The sequence below is a fragment of the Streptomyces sp. NPDC048338 genome, assembly GCF_043201055.1.
Lineage (GTDB): Bacteria > Actinomycetota > Actinomycetes > Streptomycetales > Streptomycetaceae > Streptomyces.
This window is the reverse complement of record NZ_JBICYQ010000006.1, coordinates 395,788-411,256: the sequence shown is the minus strand read 5'-3', so window position 1 is coordinate 411,256 and position 15,469 is coordinate 395,788. Positions and strand designations below refer to the sequence as shown.

The following is a 15,469-nucleotide window of genomic DNA, read 5'->3' as shown; positions in this document are numbered from 1 at the left end:
AGGGGAATGCGTCGGAGGGGAGCGACGGCGAGCGGCGGAAGGGACGGGGCCCGGGGTCAGGGCGGGGGAGTCCCGGTCCCGGCCTGGTCGCGGGCCGACTCCCGGAGGGCGCCGTCGTACCGGATGCGGCCGCCGGGTCCCGCGTACCGGGGGTGCGGGCCGACCGAACGGCGGATCATGGTGACGCTGTTCTGCCGCAGCTTGTGGGGTTCGAGGAGGTTCAGGACCTCCAGCTCTCCCGGGCGCGCGCGCTGGAGCCCGGCGAGGTACCGCAGGATGGCCTCGCCCTCCGGGTACGTCATCAGGTAGTGCAGGACGATGACGCCGCCGTCCGGGTTGATCCGGTCGAGGAAGTGGTCGAGGAAGTACAGGCAGTCCCAGGCGTCCACCCAGGCCAGGTCGATGGGGGCGAAGTCCGGCGGGAGCGCGGCGTCGCAGTCCCGCAGCGCCGCGTCGACCGTCGTCACCCGCTCCGCGAGACCGAGCGCGGTCAGGACCTCGGCGACCCGGCCCGCGGACGACTCCGGGATCGAGTGGTCGTCGACGGCGACGAACACCGGCCGGTACGGCTCCAGATAGCTCGCGGGTGCGGCCAGCGGCGGTTCGGCGCGGAGCCAGTCGTCGTCCAGCGGGGTGCCGTCGTCCAGGTACCGCCGGGTCTTGGCGGCGAGTGCCGCGGACTCGCGGGCGGCCAGCTCCTCGACCTCGGCGAGGGCGGCGGCGAGGAACGGGGTGGTGTAGCCCGTCCCCACCTCCAGCACCCGGCGGGGCCGGGTGAGACGGATCAGGTTCGCCAGGAACGGGGCGACCGCCTCCGTTCCCATCCCGGGCACCCGGAGCCCGGCGACGGCGGTCTCGAAGTCAGTCACGGTGCGGTCCTCCGGTGCGCAGGTCGCCGAGCAGGTCGAGACCGGCGAGGACGGTCTCGGCGGGCAGGCCGAAGTCGATCAGGCAGGCGATCTCGTCGACCCCGATGCCGCGCAGCCGCTCCACCACGCGGCGGGCCTCGGCGGGGGTGCCGAGGAGCGCGCCGTCGTCGTAGTACCGGTCGAAGGAGCGCCGGACGAGGAAGTCCACGTCGTCGGGCCGGAGCCGGGCCGGGTCGATGCCGCGCCGTCCCTCGAACCGGGAGCCGAGGAGCAGCCCGAGGGAGTCGCGCAGATAGGCGCAGAGCGGTTCCCTGACGAGCTCCCTGACCGCGTCGCCGTCCTCGCCGAGGAAGGCGTGGACCATCACGACCACGTGACCGCCGTCCGGGCCGGCGGCCGTCCGGTAGGCGGCGATCTTGCGGGCGAGGTCGTCGAGCGACTGGCCCAGCAGATGGGTGAGCACGCCGGCACCCATGGCGCCGGCCCGCCGGAAGGTCTCCACCCCGCCCGCGCTGGTGATCCAGGTCGGCAACTCCGGCTGGACGGGCCGGGGATGGATCCGCACCCGGCGCTCGGCGCCGACGCCGTCGCGGACCGTCAGCTCCTCGCCGCGCCAGAGCCTGCGGACCTCCTCGGCGTGGTCCAGCGCCAGCGCGCGCCGGTTCCCGTACGCCTCGGGGGCCAGCGCGAAGTCGGCGGCGTGCCAGCCGGAGGCGAAGGAGATCCCGGCCCGGCCGCCGGAGAGGTTGTCGACCACCGACCAGTCCTCGGCCAGGCGCAGCGGATGGTGCAGCGGCGCGACGACGCTGCCGGCCCGGATCGCCACCCGTTCGGTGACCGCTGCCACCGCGGCGCCGGTCACGGCCGGGTTGGGGTACAGCCCGCCGAAGGAGTGGAAGTGGCGCTCGGGCGTCCAGACGGCGGCGAAGCCGTGGGTGTCGGCCCAGCGCGCCCCGTCGAGGAGCAGGCGGTAGCGGTCGCCCTTGAGGCCGGCGTCGTCGTCGCCGTCGTCGCTGGCGAAGTAGAAGAGGCTGAAGTCCATGGGGGCCGTGGGGTCGGAGGCGGGGGGCGGTTCAGGAGCGGGTGGCATCGACGGCCTCTCCGGCGAGCAGCCGGAGCGCGTTCCGGTCCACCTTGCCGTTCGCGTTCAGGGGCAGGGTGTCCCGGTGCAGGAAGCGGCGGGGCACCAGGTGGATCGGCAGCGTGCCGCGCAGGGAGTTCAGCAGGTCGCGCCGGGGGACCGGGTCCCCGGTGTAGCAGGCGGCGAGTTCGCGTACGCCGTCGTGCCCGGCGGCGGCGACGTCGACGACGACGCAGTGGTCGACCTGCGGCAGCCGCCGCAACGCCGCCTCGACCTCGCCGAGTTCGACCCGGAAGCCGCGGATCTTCACCTGGTCGTCGAGCCGGCCGAGGTGCACCAGCCGGCCGTCCTCGTACCGCACCCGGTCGCCCGTGCGGTAGTAGCGCCCCGCCCCGGCGAAGGGCCCGTCCCGCTCCGTCGAGGCGCGGAAGCGGTCCGCGTCGTCGGCCGGGTCGAGGTAGCCGTCGAACCGCTGGGGTCCCCGTACGCACAGCTCGCCGGTCTCCGGGTCGACGAGGTGGTCCAGCGAGTCGTGGATCCGGCCGATGGGGACGGTGCCGTTGGAGGTCCGGGGCCAGGCCGCCGGGTCGCGCGGCAGCCGGTACGCCGAGCAGGCGACGGTCAGTTCGGTGGGGCCGTAGAGGTTGTCGACGACGGACCCCGGGGCCACGGCCCGCCACGCGGCCGCCTGCTCGTAGGTGAGCTGCTCACCGCAGAAGGCGCTGTACCGCAGCCCGGTGGCGCGTCCGGCGGGCAGCTGCCCGAGCCCCGCGCCCACCGAGACCGCCGACGGCACGGAGAACCAGTGGGTGAGCCGCCGGCCGGTCACGTAGTCCACGGGGGAGAACGACTCCGCCGGCGCCGGCTCGACCAGCGTCGCGCCGCCGCCCCAGGTCACGAACAGGTCGAAGACGGAGAGGTCGAAGGTCAGGTCGAAGGTGTGCGACATCCGGCAGCCGGGCCCCACGTCGTAGCGCGCCGCCGCCTGCCGCAGGAAGGCCAGCGCCTGGCGGTGCCGGATGGGGATGCCCTTGGGGCGGCCCGTCGTCCCCGAGGTGAACAGCAGGTAGGCGGTCCGGTCCGGATCCGGGCGGTAGGGGCCGAGCGACCCCGCGGGCACCCCGGACCGCACCTCGGCCGCGGTGAGGGCCAGGACGGGCAGGCCCGCCGCCCAGCTCCCGTCGCCCCGCTCCCACGCCTCCGCGTCGGCCAGCACCACGTCCGGGCGGGCCTGCTCGCACATCCGGCGGGTTCGGGCGGCGGGAAAACCGGGGTGCAGCGGGACGACGGCGGCACCGAGGCGCAGGGCCGCCAGGTATCCCGCGTACGCCGACGGCCCGCGGGCGGCGAACAGGCCGACCCGGGAGACCGTGCCGTACGCGTCCCGTACGCGCTCCGCGAGCGCCTCCGCGGCGCGGAGCAGCTCGCGGTACGTCAGGGAGCCGTCGGGGAACTCGACGGCGACGCCGTCCGGATGGCGCGCGGCGCTGTCGGCGCACAGCCGGTACAGGCTCTCGGTCACGTCCGCTTCACACCTCGCCCGCGAGCAGCTTCACCTGCGCGCCGACGGTCGGGTGCCGGAAGAGGTCCGTGGCCCGCAGCTCCAGGGCGGTCAGCTCGTTGAGCTGCTCCCACAGCAGCAGGAGCAGCAGCGAGTTGCCGCCGGCGTCGAAGAAGCCCTGGTCGACCGGGACGTCCTCGGCGTCGATGCCCAGCGTCTCGGCCCAGGCGTCCCGCACCGCCTCCAGCAGCTCGTCCTCGTCCGTCACCTCAGGTCCTCCCCAGCGCCGACCAGCTCCGACACCCGGACCTGCGGGTCGGCCACCACGGCGGCGAGCAGCCGCTCGTAGTCGGCCGCCGCCCGTGCCACGGTCGTGGCGTCGAACAGGTCCCGGTCGTACTCCCAGATGAACTCCACGCCGCCGGGCACGTCCCGGCCGCGCTGCCCGACGGCCTGCTCGGCGACGGGGATCGCGATCACGTTCAGGTCGAACTTGGCGCTGCCGTTGCTGATGCCGGGTGTCACCTCGACGTCCAGGCCCGGCATGCGGACGGCGCGCATCGGAGCGTCGTGGAACGCGAACAGCACCTCGCACAGGGCCTGTCGCCCGGGCACCCGGGGCGGGCGAAGCGCCGCGATCACCCGGTCGAAGGGCAGGTCCTGGTGCTCCAGCGCGCCGAAGACGGTGGCGCGGACCCGTCCGAGCAGCTCCCGGAAGGTCGGGTCGCCGCGCAGATCGGCGTCCAGGGCGACCGTGTTGACCACCATGCCCAGCATCCGGTCGGTCTCCGACCGGCCGCGCCCGGCCAGCCCGGAGGCCACCGAGAAGCGGTCCTGCTCCGACCAGCCGTGGAGGAGGACCTGGAAGGCGGCGAGCATCACGGCGAAGAGCGAGACCCGTTCGTGCCGGGCGAGCGATCGGACCCGGTCGGTGAGGTGCGCGGGCACGGCGAACCGGGGCGCGTCCCCGGCGAAGCGGCGGGCGGCCGTCCGCGGCCGGTCGGTGGCCAGCTCCAGGAAGGGCGGGACGTCCGCGAGCCGGTCGCGCCAGTAGGCGAGCTGGCGTTCGGCCGCCGGGCTGTCGAGCCAGGCGTGCTGCCATGCCGCGAAGTCGGCGAACTGGAGCCCGGGTTCGGGCAGCGGTGAGGGGCGGCCTTCGGCGAACGCCTCGTACAGGGCGCAGAGTTCGTCGATGAAGACGTTGAAGGCCCAGCCGTCGTGGATCAGATGGTGCTCCAGGTGGAGCAGGACGTGCCGGTCGTCGGCCGTCCGCAGCAGACGCCAGTGGACCAGCGGGAGCCGGTCGACCGGGAGTTCCTCGTCGACGGCGTCGCCGACGGCCCGCCGGACCGCCGCCTCGGGGTCCGGGGAGTCGCGCAGATCGACCACCGGGACCGAGACCTCGTACGGCGGGTGGACCACCTGCCGGGGGCCGTCGGGGCCGTGGGCGAAGGTGGTGCGGTAGACCTCGTGCCGTCGGACGACCTCGGTGAGCGCGGCCGCCAGGGCACGCGTGTTGAGGGTTCCGGCCAGGGTCAGGACGGCCTGGAACTGGTAGGCCCGGATGCCGGGATGGAGCTGGAGCAGGAACCAGAGCCGCTCCTGCGAGCAGGACAGCGGCAGGTGTCCGTCACGCGGCACCGGCCGGATGTCCGGAACCGACCCCGTGGCGTGCGCGCTCCCGTCCCTCATGCGTGACCCCCGGTTATGGTGATCGTGACCACATCAAGTAGAGATCAACAGCAACCCGCTGTCAATGATTTCTGTGTCCATGACATGCGCGTCCATCAGCTCTATGGTGGGGCCTCCGTTCGCGACGCGCCGACGCATCGAGGGAAGGTGGCAACCCCATGACCGTGATGGCCTGGTGACCCGCAAAGGCCTCTGGCTCTCACCGGACTTCATGCGCTTGTGGGCCGCGCAGTCGATCAGCGAGACCGGCACCCAGATCGGTCAGCTCGCCGTACCGCTGCTCGCCATCGGGACGCTGCACGCCTCCGCGACCGAACTGGGATTCCTCACCAGCGCCCGCATGCTGCCGTTCCTGCTCCTCGCCCTGCCCGCCGGGGCGCTCCTCGACCGCATGCGCCGCCTGCCGGTCCTCGTCACCTCGGACCTGCTCCGCGCGCTCCTGCTCGGCAGCGTGCCCGTGGCGTACGCCCTCGACGTGCTGACCCTGGCCCAGCTCTACGTCGCGGTCCTCCTGGTCGGCGTCTTCACGGTGGCCTTCGACATCTCGTACCAGAGCTATCTGCCCACCCTGGTACGGCGCGAGGAACTCGCCGACGCCAACGCCAAGCTCACCGCCAGCAGTTCGGCGGCCGAGATGGCCGGCCCCGCCGCGGCCGGCATCCTGGCCGGGGTCATCGGCGCCGCCGCCACCGTCCTCCTCGACGCGCTCAGCTTCCTCGCCTCCGGCCTCTTCTGTCGGGCCATCCGTCAGCCGGAACCCGAGCCCGAGGTGCCCGCCGACCAGGGGACGCGCTCCCTGCGCAAGGAGATCGGCGAGGGCCTCGGCTTCGTCCTGCGGCAGAGCATGCTGCGGGCCGTCGCCGCCTGCGCCAGCCTCCTCAACCTCGGCTCCTCGATGCTGACGGTCCTCCTCACCCTCTACATGGTGCGGACCCTCGACTACGCCTCCGCCATGGTGGGCGTGGTCTTCTCGCTCGCCGGCGTCGGCCTGGTCGGCGGCGCGCTCCTGGCGAGCCGGGCCATCGAGCGACTCGGCTACGGCCGCTCGATCACCTGGGGAGCGGTGACCTGCGGGGTCGGGCTCGCGCTGATGCTGATGCCGGCCGTCGAACCCGGCCTCTCCTTCCCGTTCCTCGCCGCCGGCCACCTGCTCTTCGGCTTCGGCGTGCCGCTGTTCAACATCGCGCAGGTGACGCTGCGGCAGGCGATCACGCCCGACCGGCTGCGGGGTCGGATGAACGCCTCCATGCGCTTCGTCATCTGGAGCACGATCGCGATCGGCGGCCCCCTGTCCGGACTCCTCGCCGAACTCCTGGGCATGCGGGGCGCGATCATCGCCTCCGCCGTCATCGGAGCCGTCTCCTGGCTGCCGCTCCTCTGGTCGCCGGTCCCGGCCCTGCGCGAACTCCCCGAGGAGGAGGCGGCGGCCGTCAAGGACTGACGCGAGGGGCGTCGACGCGGGCGCCCGAGGCCGTCGAGGCGGTCGGGCCGGGACCCGGCCACGACCCCGTGGCCGGTCACGATCCGACGGCGGCCTCCGGGCTCACGGCAGCCGCAGCGCCGTCCAGTCCGGCTCCACCCCGGTCACCCAGAACCGCCCCAGCGCGGCCAGCAGCAGTTCGTGCTCCGAGCGGCTGTCGAACCCGCCGGGCAGGGACTGCACCACCGCCCCGACCGCGCCCACCGGGCGGCCGGGATGCTGGAGCGCCAGCCGGGTCAACGGCTGCCCCGGACCCAGCTCGACCAGGAGCGGGTCGGGCAGCCGCCAGATCTCGGCCAGTTCCTCCGCGAACCGGATCGTCCGGGACAGCTGCCGGGCCCAGTACGCCGGACTGGTCGCCTCCTCGTCCCGCAGCCACGTCCCGGTCGCGTTCGACAGGACCGGCAGCTCCGGCGGCCGCAGCGGCAGCGTGCCGAGCAGCTCCTCCAACGGCCCCGTCAGCGGTTCCGTCATCCAGGAATGGAAGGCGTGCGAGGTGGCCAGCCGCCGACAGGCGTGACCGTCGTCCGTCAGCAGGCCGGCCGCCTTCTCCACGGCCTCGACCGGCCCCGAGAGCACCGTCTGCTGGGGCCCGTTGAAGGCCGCCGCCGACAACTCCCCGCCGACGTGGGGAAGCACCGCCTCGGGCCCGGCCATGACGGCGAGCATGGCGCCCTCGGGCAGCCCGTCCACCAGCCGGGCCCGGTGGCCGACCAGCCGCAGCGCGTCCGGCAACGGGAGGACGCCGGCGACGCACGCCGCCGCGTACTCGCCCACGCTGTAACCCGCGAGGGCCGTGGGCCCCGCGCCGAGCGCGGTCAGCGCCCGGGCCATCGCGTACTGCACCGCGAACATCAGCGGCTGGGCGACGACCGTACGGTGGATCTCCTGCACGGTCTCGCGCCGGTCGAACAGGGCGGCCAGGTCGGGGCGGGCGGCGGCGTCCGCGCCCGGCCCGGTGCCGTCGTCCGGTGCGGCGGGGAAGAGGACCGGCAGCAGGTCGAGACCGTGTTCGGCGGCGAGCAGCCCGAAGCAGCGGTCGAGCTCCTCACGGAACACCGGCAGGCACCGGTACAGGCCCGAGCCGAGCCCCGCGTACTGGTCGCCGACCCCGGAGAACAGGAACACCCGTGACGCTCCGGGACCGGCACCGCCGCCGTCCGCCTCCGGACCGCCGCCGGTGGACACCCGCCGCGGATCACGCTTGCGCAGCCTCCGGGCCGCGTCCGCCGCCCCGCTCGCCGCGAGCGCCCGCCGGTGGATGCCGGGCGGGGACGTCGTCCTCGCGGCCTCGGACACGGCCGGCAGGGCCGCGAACTCCGCCTCGTCCATCCGGTCCAGACGGTCCGCCATTGCGTCCGTCGCGTCCTCGAGGGCCTCGGCCGTCCGCGCCGTCAGCGCCAGCAGCCGTGCCTCCCCGCTCACGGTGACACCGCCTTGCGGACCGCCTCGGGCCAGCCGGCCGGATCCACGCCGTGCCGGCAGAGGAACGCGTACGCGAGCCGTTCGAGCCCGAAGCCGACGCAGCCCGAGTACACCGGGTCGCCGGCCTCGTCCCGGATGCCGAACGACGAACCGAAGAGCCTCTCGTGGTAGTTGAAGGAGGCGACGGCGACATCCCGCTCCCCGTCGAGCGGCAGGCGCAGCTCGTACTTGAGCTGGAGCAGACGCTGCGACCAGGCGCGCGCCGCCGTCGCCTCGTTCAGGAAGAAGGGGTCGCCCGCGACCTCGCACCGGCCGCCGAGACCGAGCGACTCCATCAGCGCGTACGAGCGCTCCATCACCCGCGCCCGCGCGCCCAGCACGAACTCGGGGGTCCCCATGAAGACGATCTCCCGGATCGTGAAGTCCCACAGCCGCTCCAGCGACCGGCGGTAACGGGACTCGTGCCGGAAGGACTTGCCCCGCGCGGTCACCACCGTCGACGGCGCCGGCAGCGGCCCGTCCGCGTACTGGTGGTAGGTGTGGAAGCACATCGTCGGCGGCAGGGAGTGGTCGAACCCGCCGGTGTGCGCGCGCAGCCCCTCGGCGAGGTCGCCGCCGTCCGCGAGGGAGTCGAGGAACCCGCGGTAGCTGTCGACGTCCCCGTGCAGCCGCGTGACGAACATCAGCATGTGCGGGAAGGAGTCGAAGTAGCCCGTGCGGCGCAGCGCCGCCGATGTGATGAGCGTCGGATACCGGAACTCGCGCGCGTCGAACTCGTCCATGACCAGGGACCGGAGCTCGGCGTCGAGATGGTCCATGAGGGACAGGACGGGCTCGCCGACCGCGATCTGCCCCTCGCCCAGCTCGGCCGCGGCGCCCCGGGCGACCAGCTCCTCGAAGACGTCCCGGGGCGGCTCGGCGACGGAGCCGCGCCAGACGACCTTGGGTTCCACGGGCCGCTGGGCGAGGACGTCGTGGGCGACGACGTGGCGCAGCTTGCGGGTGAGCCCCGCGACGTCGACGGGCTCCTCGGCGGGCGGCGTGGCGGTGACGTCCACGGCGGTGACCGGCGGCCCGTACGGGTCGGCCGTGGCCAGGGAGCCGACCTCATCGGAGCCGGAACCGGAGCCGGAGCCGGCCTCCGGCGCGGTCGCCGTCGGCGTCCTGACCAGCGTGAAATCGGTGATCGTCGACGAGACGAAGTAGACGCGCCGCGCCAGCTCCTCGGCGAGCGCGCCGGGCACCGGCGGGTCGAGCGGGATCCGGAACGTGCTCATCGCGATCCGCCCCCGCCCCCGGACAGGGCCCCGCGCACGCCGACCAGTTCGGCGAGGATGCCGCGCTGGACGGCGTTCGTCCCGGCGTAGATGGGACCGGCGAGCGCGTCCCGCAGCTCGCGCTCGACACCGTCGTCCGCCACGTAGCCGCGCGCGCCGTGGAGGTCCATCGACGCCTGGGCCGTCTGGACCAGGCTCTCGCTGATGAAGATCTTCGCCATGGTGGCCTCGACGAGGGCCATCCGGCCCTCCCGCTTCAGCCAGCCCACCTTGTACAGCAGGTTCCGCGCGAGTTCGAGCCGGATCTTCATGTCGGCGACCGGGTGCGAGACGGCCTGGAAGGTGCCGATCGAACGGCCGAACTGGCGGCGCGCGTTGGCGTGGGCGACCGAGTTCTCCAGGATCCGCTCCATCGCCCCCACCTGCGCGGCGAACATGAACGAGCGCTCCCACTCGATCGCCGACGTGAACACCTGGTAGCCGGCGCCCTCACGGCCGAGCAGGTTGGCGGCGGGGACCGGGGTGCCGTCGAACTCCAGCACGCCCATGGGCGTGGTCCGCAGCCCCATCTTCGGCAGCTCGCGCTTCTTCACCACGCCCGGCATGTCGGCGGTGACCACGAACGCCGACAACCGGTTCTGCGTCCCGACCCCGTCACCGGTCCGGGCGAACGTGACGAAGACGTCGGCGACCGGCCCGTTGCTGATGAAGCACTTGGTCCCGTGCAGCCGGTAGCCGTCGCCGTCCCGCACGGCCGTGGTGGACATGCTGAGGATGTCGGTGCCCGCCTCCGGCTCCGACAGTGCGTGCGCGCCGACCAGGGTGCCCGCCGACAACGGCGGGAGGAAGCGCCGCTTCTGCTCCTCCGTACCGTGCAGCAGCAGATGGACGACACAGGCCCACAGGTGGTTGTTGACGGCGAAGACGAGTCCGTTGTCGCGGCAGCCGTAGCCGAGCGCCTCCAGGGCGATCATCGTCGTCAGCGGGTCGAGGCCGCCGCCTCCGTACTCCCGCGGCACCGGCCAGCCCAGCACGCCGAACTCGGCGCAGCGGTTCCAGTCCTCCCGGGGGAAGCGTCCCGTACGGTCGTCCTCCGCGACGTCGCGGCCGAGCTCGGCCCGGGCGAACGCGACGATCTCCTTACGGAGCCGCCGCTGCTCGTCGGTCAGTTCGAAGTCCACGCGCCGCCTCCGGCCGGAGCCAGCTTGCCGCCGACGAACCCCGCGATGGCGTCGACCGAGGCGAAGTGCGCGAAGTCCAGGTCCGCGCCCTCCACCCGCAGGTCGAACGTGCGCTCCACCCAGACCACGAGCTGGACCGCGAAGAGCGAGTTCACCAGCCCGCCGGCGAACAGGTCCTCGTCGTCGTCCACCTCGGTGTCCGGCACGTGCTGCGCGATGAAGTCGCGGATCAGTTCCTTGTGCTGCTCAACCACGCCGCTGTTCTCCCGACTCGTAGGAATGGAAGCCCTGTCCCGTCTTCCTGCCGTGGAGTCCGGCGTCGACCAGCCTCCGCAGCAGCGGGCACGGGCGGTACTTGGGGTCGCCGAAGTTCTCGTACAGGACCTGGAGCGACAGGTACACGGTGTCCAGGCCGATCAGGTCCGCCGTCTCCAGCGGGCCCATCGCGTGGCCGAAGCACTCCTTGAACAGCCGGTCGATGTCCTTGGCCGTGGAGACGCCCTCGTGCAGGGTGAAGATCGCCTCGTTGAGCGTCAGCATCAGCACCCGGTTGGTGACGAAGCCGGGCGAGTCCTCCACCACCACGTGCCGCCGGCCCGCGCCCTCGAGCAGGGCCCGGGTGCGGGCCAGGGTCGCGTCCGAGGTGTGGTGGCCGCGGATCAGCTCCACCGTCGGCTTCAGCTGGGCCGGGTTCATGAAGTGCGTGCCGAGCACGCGGTCCGGGCGGCCGGTGACGCCGGCCACCCGGGTGACGGGGATCGCCGAGGTGTTCACGCCGAAGACGACCTCGGGCGCGCAGATCGCGTCGAGCTCGCGGTGGAGGGCGCGCTTGACGTCCCAGTCCTCCGTGACGTTCTCGACCAGGAAGTCGATCTCGCGCAGGTCCTTGAGGTCCGTGGTGAACCGGATGCGCGGGAGCACCTCCTCCGGCGGCCGGACGGGCGCGCCGCGCCGGATGAGCGGTGCGAGCCGCAGGTGACGGGTGATGTCCGCCCGCGCGGAGTCGAGGATGTCCTCCGCGACGTCCACGAGCACGATCTCGTGCCCGTGCTCCGCGAAGAGCTGCGCGACGCCCCGGCCCATGGTGCCCGCGCCGACCACGCCTATCCGGTCCACTCGGTGTCTCCTTTCGTCGTGCTGACGGTCTCCCGCAGGACGCTCAGCGTCTGAGGCCGGGCCGTACGGAAGTAGAAGTGCCCACCCGGCAGCAGCCGCCGCTCGACCGCGCCGCCGGTGTACGCGGCCCACGCGTCCGGGTCCGGCAGCAGGCGTTCGTCCGCGCCCGCCAGGAGGGTGACCGGGCAGTCGAGCGGCGGGCCCGGGACGTGGACGTGGTTCTCCAGGAGGGCGAAGTCGGCGCGGTAGCAGGCCAGGGCGGCCGCCCGCAGGACGGGGTCGTCCCGCAGGTGGTCCATCCGGTCACCGGAGCGTCGCTCGATCTCGGCGAGGAGGTCGTCGTCGGACAGGGTGTGGACCGGTCGCGACGGAGCGGGGAAGGGCGGGGCGGGGCAGGAGGAGAGGATCAGCCGCTCGGGCGCGGGCAGGTCCCGCCGCCGCAGCTCCCGTGCCACCTCGAAGACCACCAGCGCGCCGAGACTGTGCCCGAAGAGGGTGAACGGCGGCGTGAAGCGGACGGCGGAGAGGACGGCGTCGACGAGCGGCGCCACGCGGGTGAAGGCGGGTTCGGCGGAGCGGGTGGTCCGGCCGGGCAGGTGCATGCCCCACAGCTGGACGTCGGGCAGCTCGTCGGACCAGCGCACGTACTCGCCCGGCGAACCCCCCGCGTGCGGGAAGCAGTAGAGCGAGGAACCCGCCCCGGGCCGCCGGATCCTGCGGACGGTCCAGCCCGTCACCGCTCCCTCCCCGCAGCCGCCAGCCCGTCGACCAGCGCGGCCAGTTCCTCCGGGGTGGGCGCCTCGAACAGCGAACGCGGGACCAGCCGGACGGACAGCACCTCCTCGGCCCGGGCCACGAAACGGGTCGCGATGAGGGAGTCCCCGCCGAGGTCGAAGAAGCTGTCGTCCGGTTCGACGTCGGGCAGGTCGAGGATCTCGGCGAAGAGGCCGGTGACGAGGGTGAGCGTGGAGTGGCCCCCGGTGCTGGACGCGGCCGCCGGCGGCGGTGCGGCCGGCGCCGCCGCCTCGGAGCGGACCGCCGTGCCGTGCGCCGCGTCGGGGGCGGCCGGGGCGGGCGCGGGACCGGCCTCCCGCTCGGTGGCGGTCAGGGAGTGGAGCTGCCGGGCGAACGGGTACGTGGGGAGCGCGACCTTGCGGGGTGCGGGTCCCTCGTGCGCGGCGGCCCAGTCGATCCGGGCGCCCGCGAGCCACAGTGCCCCGAGCACCTCGGGCACGGACCGCGGGCCGTCCGGAGTGTGTGCGGTGTCCACGTCGAGGACCGGACGCCCGCCGTCGCCCGCCGCCGGCGCGGCCGCCGCCGGCCGGCGCAGGACGCCGACCCAGTACGCCGGATCGACGGCCTCGGCCGCCGAAGCCGCCTTGCCGTCGTACGCGGTGCGCAGGGCCAGGACGGGGGGACGGGGCCCCGCGCGGCGTACGAGTTCGGCGAGGCGCTCGTCCGCCGCGCCGCCCGCGGCCTCGGCCGCGAGGGCGGCCGCGTCGGCCGGGCGGAACACCCCGGCGACGGCCGCCGCCACGAGCGCGTGGGTGCCCGTGCCGACGACTCCCGCGGGTCCGACGCCCCGGCGGAGCCAGTCGCGCGCGAGGGCGTAGCGGCCCGCGAACGCGAGCGCGGCGCAGGACCGGGCGTCGTCCGCGACGGGGGAGAGGGCGCCGCACTCCCCGACGGCCCGCCGGAACTCCGGGTCGGCGGCGGACAGCCGCGCCCAGACGGCCCGTTCCGCGACCGGGTCCGCCGCGGGCGCGAACCGGAGGAGCACCGGTCGCGGGCGGGACTCGCCGGCGGCGGTCACGAGCCGGTCCGGCGCCTCCCCGGAGAGGACGCGCACGGCGTCGGGAACGGAGGCGACGACCGCGTAGCGCCGTCGGCCGTGCTCGGAGCGGCCCGTCTGGAGGGTCCAGGCGACGTCCGCGAGGCAGGCGCCGGGATCGTCGCGCAGACGGTCGGCGAGACGCGCCGTGAGGGTGTCGAGGGCCTCCGGCGTCCGGGCCGAGAGCGGCAGCAACCGGGGCGACTCCGGACGGGGTTCGGGGCGGGGGAACCGGGGGGCCTCCTCCAGCACGATGTGGGCGTTGGTGCCGCCGACGCTGAAGGAGCTGACACCGGCGCGCCGGGGGAGACCCGGCGGCGCCCATTCCTCGGCGCGCGTCACCACGCGGAAAGGGCTGCCCGCGAAGTCGATCGCCGGGTTGGGCTCGGTGAAGTGCAGGCTGGGCGGAAGGACGCCGTGCTTCAGCGCGAGGACGGTCTTGATCAGTCCGGCGACCCCGGCGGCGGCGTCGGTGTGCCCGATGTTGGTCTTCACCGAGCCGATCCCGCAGAACCCCCGGCGGTCCGTGCCGCGCCGGAACGCCTGCGTGAGCGCGGCGACTTCGACCGGGTCGCCGAGCGGGGTCGCGGTGCCGTGGGTCTCCACGTACGTGCAGGTGTCCGGGCCGACCCCGGCGGCCCGCTGGGCCTTCTCGATCACGGTCGCCTGGCCGTCGACCCCGGGGGCGGTGAAGCCCATCCGCCCCGCGCCGTCGTTGTTCACGGCGGATCCGCGGACGACCGCGTCCACCCGGTCGCCGTCCGCGAGCGCGTCCGCCAGGCGCTTGAGCACCACGATGCCGACGCCGTCGCCGCCGACCAGCCCGCCGGCCCGGGCGTCGAAGGCCCGCAGCACACCGTCCGGGGCCTGGATGCCGACCTCGTCCGTCCCCTCGACGCGGACCGGCAGGCGGACGGTGACCCCGCCGGCGAGGGCGAGGTCGCACTCCCCGTCGAGCAGGCCGCGGACGGCCAGGTGGACGGCGACGAGGGAGGTGGCGCACGCCGCCTGCACCGCGACCGTCGGGCCGGTCAGGCCCAGCTTGTGGGCGACCCTGCTGCACAGGAAGTCGGCGCCGTTGGCGACCCGGATCTCCCAGTCGGAGACGGACGGGAGGTCCGCCCGACGGGCGCGGAGCAGCCGCGCGTGGTCGTTCTCGCTGCCGCCCCCGTACACGCCGACGACCGCGTCCGCACGGGCCGGGTCGTGTCCGGCGTCCTCCAGGGCCGCCACCGCGCATTCCAGGAACAGCCGTTGCTGCGGGTTGACGATCCGGGCCTCACGGGGCGAGACCCCGAAGTAGCCGGCGTCGAAGGACTCCGGGTCCTCGATCAGGCCGCGCGCCGCGACGCCTTCAGGACCCTTGACCCGGGTGATCGAGTCGGTGCCGGTGACGAGATTCCGCCAGAACGCCTCGGCGTTCCCGGCTCCGGGGAACCGGCAGGCCAGGCCGATGACGGCGATGTGACCGGCGGAACGGTCCTGCTCCGGGGCCTCGGCCGAGGTACGTGCCGGACTCGCCACTGATCGCCCCACCCCGATGTCATGTCGTGGTCAACCCTGTTGGGAGCGGTCAGGCTACCCGGCTCGTCAGGGGAAAGAGAAGAGATCATCTTCTTCCTCGTCAGAACGAACCGTCCCACCGGGCTCGTTCGCGCGCGCCGACCCGGCTCCGATGCGACGCGGACCCCTCGCCCGAGGCCGGGGAACGGCACCCCGCCGGGTGTGGATCACGCCACCGCCGTGGTCGGGCGGTGCCGTCGCCGTCGGGCGGGACCGGGGTCCGCGGCCGCTCGCGCGAGGCCGGACCACCGGTCCGCACCGGTGCGGACCGGGCCGGGCGACCTGCCCGGAGCGGGTCCGACGGCGGCCGGGCCGGTGGCTCGAATGCCGTCGGTCAGCCGGATAAACCCCGTTCGGATCAAGGTCACTTCATCGAGGTAATACCCACGGACTTGCAGGCCGAGCCACGCGTATCCGGCTCTACTGTTCAGCGGGATCCGGACGAATCCCCGA

At 74.0% G+C, this 15,469-nt stretch carries 13 protein-coding genes; 1 reads left to right on the top strand and 12 read right to left on the bottom strand.

Translation table 11 applies throughout. The annotated features are described in order from the left end of the window. Positions 1-56: 56 nt before the first annotated feature. The 5 genes from ACGFZF_RS17220 to ACGFZF_RS17200 are packed head-to-tail and all read right to left on the bottom strand — an operon-like array spanning position 57 to position 5,143. Complete coding sequence (locus ACGFZF_RS17220; protein WP_393554843.1) at positions 57-869, bottom strand: hypothetical protein; 813 nt, start codon at positions 867-869, stop codon at positions 57-59. After that, complete coding sequence (locus ACGFZF_RS17215; protein WP_393554841.1) at positions 862-1,911, bottom strand: MupA/Atu3671 family FMN-dependent luciferase-like monooxygenase; 1,050 nt, start codon at positions 1,909-1,911, stop codon at positions 862-864. Before ACGFZF_RS17215 ends, ACGFZF_RS17220 begins: the two co-directional genes overlap by 8 nt. Before the next feature lie 31 nt (positions 1,912-1,942). Next, entirely contained in the window at positions 1,943-3,472 is a 1,530-nt protein-coding gene (locus ACGFZF_RS17210) for an AMP-binding protein (RefSeq protein ID WP_393554839.1), read from the bottom strand. Positions 3,473-3,479: 7 nt separating this feature from the next. Continuing rightward, positions 3,480-3,719 (bottom strand): acyl carrier protein, encoded by a 240-nt coding sequence (locus tag ACGFZF_RS17205; protein ID WP_393554837.1) that lies wholly within the window; start codon positions 3,717-3,719, stop codon positions 3,480-3,482. Then, complete coding sequence (locus tag ACGFZF_RS17200) at positions 3,716-5,143, bottom strand: condensation domain-containing protein (RefSeq protein ID WP_393554836.1); 1,428 nt, start codon at positions 5,141-5,143, stop codon at positions 3,716-3,718. The genes ACGFZF_RS17205 and ACGFZF_RS17200 overlap by 4 nt, the downstream gene beginning before the upstream one ends. A 175-nt stretch (positions 5,144-5,318) precedes the next feature. Here ACGFZF_RS17200 and ACGFZF_RS17195 point away from each other — a divergent pair, with 175 nt between their 5' ends. Further along, a complete protein-coding gene (locus ACGFZF_RS17195; protein WP_393554834.1) occupies positions 5,319-6,584 on the top strand; it encodes an MFS transporter in 1,266 nt (421 codons plus the stop codon). Between the two features lie 102 nt (positions 6,585-6,686). Here ACGFZF_RS17195 and ACGFZF_RS17190 read toward each other — a convergent pair whose 3' ends face one another. The 7 genes from ACGFZF_RS17190 to ACGFZF_RS17160 are packed head-to-tail and all read right to left on the bottom strand — an operon-like array spanning position 6,687 to position 14,977. Next, the gene (locus ACGFZF_RS17190; RefSeq protein ID WP_393554832.1) at positions 6,687-8,048 is read right to left on the bottom strand and encodes an acyltransferase domain-containing protein; all 1,362 of its coding nucleotides are present in this window, start codon (positions 8,046-8,048) and stop codon (positions 6,687-6,689) included. Beyond that, a complete protein-coding gene (locus tag ACGFZF_RS17185; RefSeq protein WP_393554830.1) occupies positions 8,045-9,325 on the bottom strand; it encodes a hypothetical protein in 1,281 nt (426 codons plus the stop codon). Before ACGFZF_RS17185 ends, ACGFZF_RS17190 begins: the two co-directional genes overlap by 4 nt. Then, the gene (locus tag ACGFZF_RS17180) at positions 9,322-10,506 is read right to left on the bottom strand and encodes an acyl-CoA dehydrogenase family protein (protein WP_393554828.1); all 1,185 of its coding nucleotides are present in this window, start codon (positions 10,504-10,506) and stop codon (positions 9,322-9,324) included. Before ACGFZF_RS17180 ends, ACGFZF_RS17185 begins: the two co-directional genes overlap by 4 nt. Next, positions 10,491-10,760, bottom strand: coding sequence for a phosphopantetheine-binding protein (locus ACGFZF_RS17175; RefSeq protein WP_393554826.1), 270 nt, complete (start codon positions 10,758-10,760; stop codon positions 10,491-10,493). The genes ACGFZF_RS17180 and ACGFZF_RS17175 overlap by 16 nt, the downstream gene beginning before the upstream one ends. After that, on the bottom strand, positions 10,753-11,622 hold the full coding sequence (locus ACGFZF_RS17170; RefSeq protein WP_393554824.1) for a 3-hydroxyacyl-CoA dehydrogenase family protein: 870 nt from the start codon (positions 11,620-11,622) through the stop codon (positions 10,753-10,755). Before ACGFZF_RS17170 ends, ACGFZF_RS17175 begins: the two co-directional genes overlap by 8 nt. After that, positions 11,610-12,359 carry a thioesterase II family protein gene (locus ACGFZF_RS17165; RefSeq protein ID WP_393554822.1) on the bottom strand — a complete coding sequence of 250 codons (750 nt, stop codon included), beginning with the start codon at positions 12,357-12,359 and terminating at the stop codon, positions 11,610-11,612. Before ACGFZF_RS17165 ends, ACGFZF_RS17170 begins: the two co-directional genes overlap by 13 nt. Continuing rightward, positions 12,356-14,977: a beta-ketoacyl synthase N-terminal-like domain-containing protein gene (locus ACGFZF_RS17160; protein WP_393554820.1), complete on the bottom strand. Its 2,622-nt coding sequence runs from the start codon at positions 14,975-14,977 to the stop codon at positions 12,356-12,358. The genes ACGFZF_RS17165 and ACGFZF_RS17160 overlap by 4 nt, the downstream gene beginning before the upstream one ends. Positions 14,978-15,469 lie beyond the last annotated feature (492 nt).

Excerpts from the sequence above, each read along its gene's own strand:
- ACGFZF_RS17185 (WP_393554830.1), bottom strand. The coding sequence starts at position 9,325 with ATGAGCACGTTCCGGATCCCGCTCGACCCGCCGGTGCCCGGCGCGCTC.
- ACGFZF_RS17215 (WP_393554841.1), bottom strand. The coding sequence starts at position 1,911 with ATGGACTTCAGCCTCTTCTACTTCGCCAGCGACGACGGCGACGACGAC.
- ACGFZF_RS17200 (WP_393554836.1), bottom strand. The coding sequence starts at position 5,143 with ATGAGGGACGGGAGCGCGCACGCCACGGGGTCGGTTCCGGACATCCGG.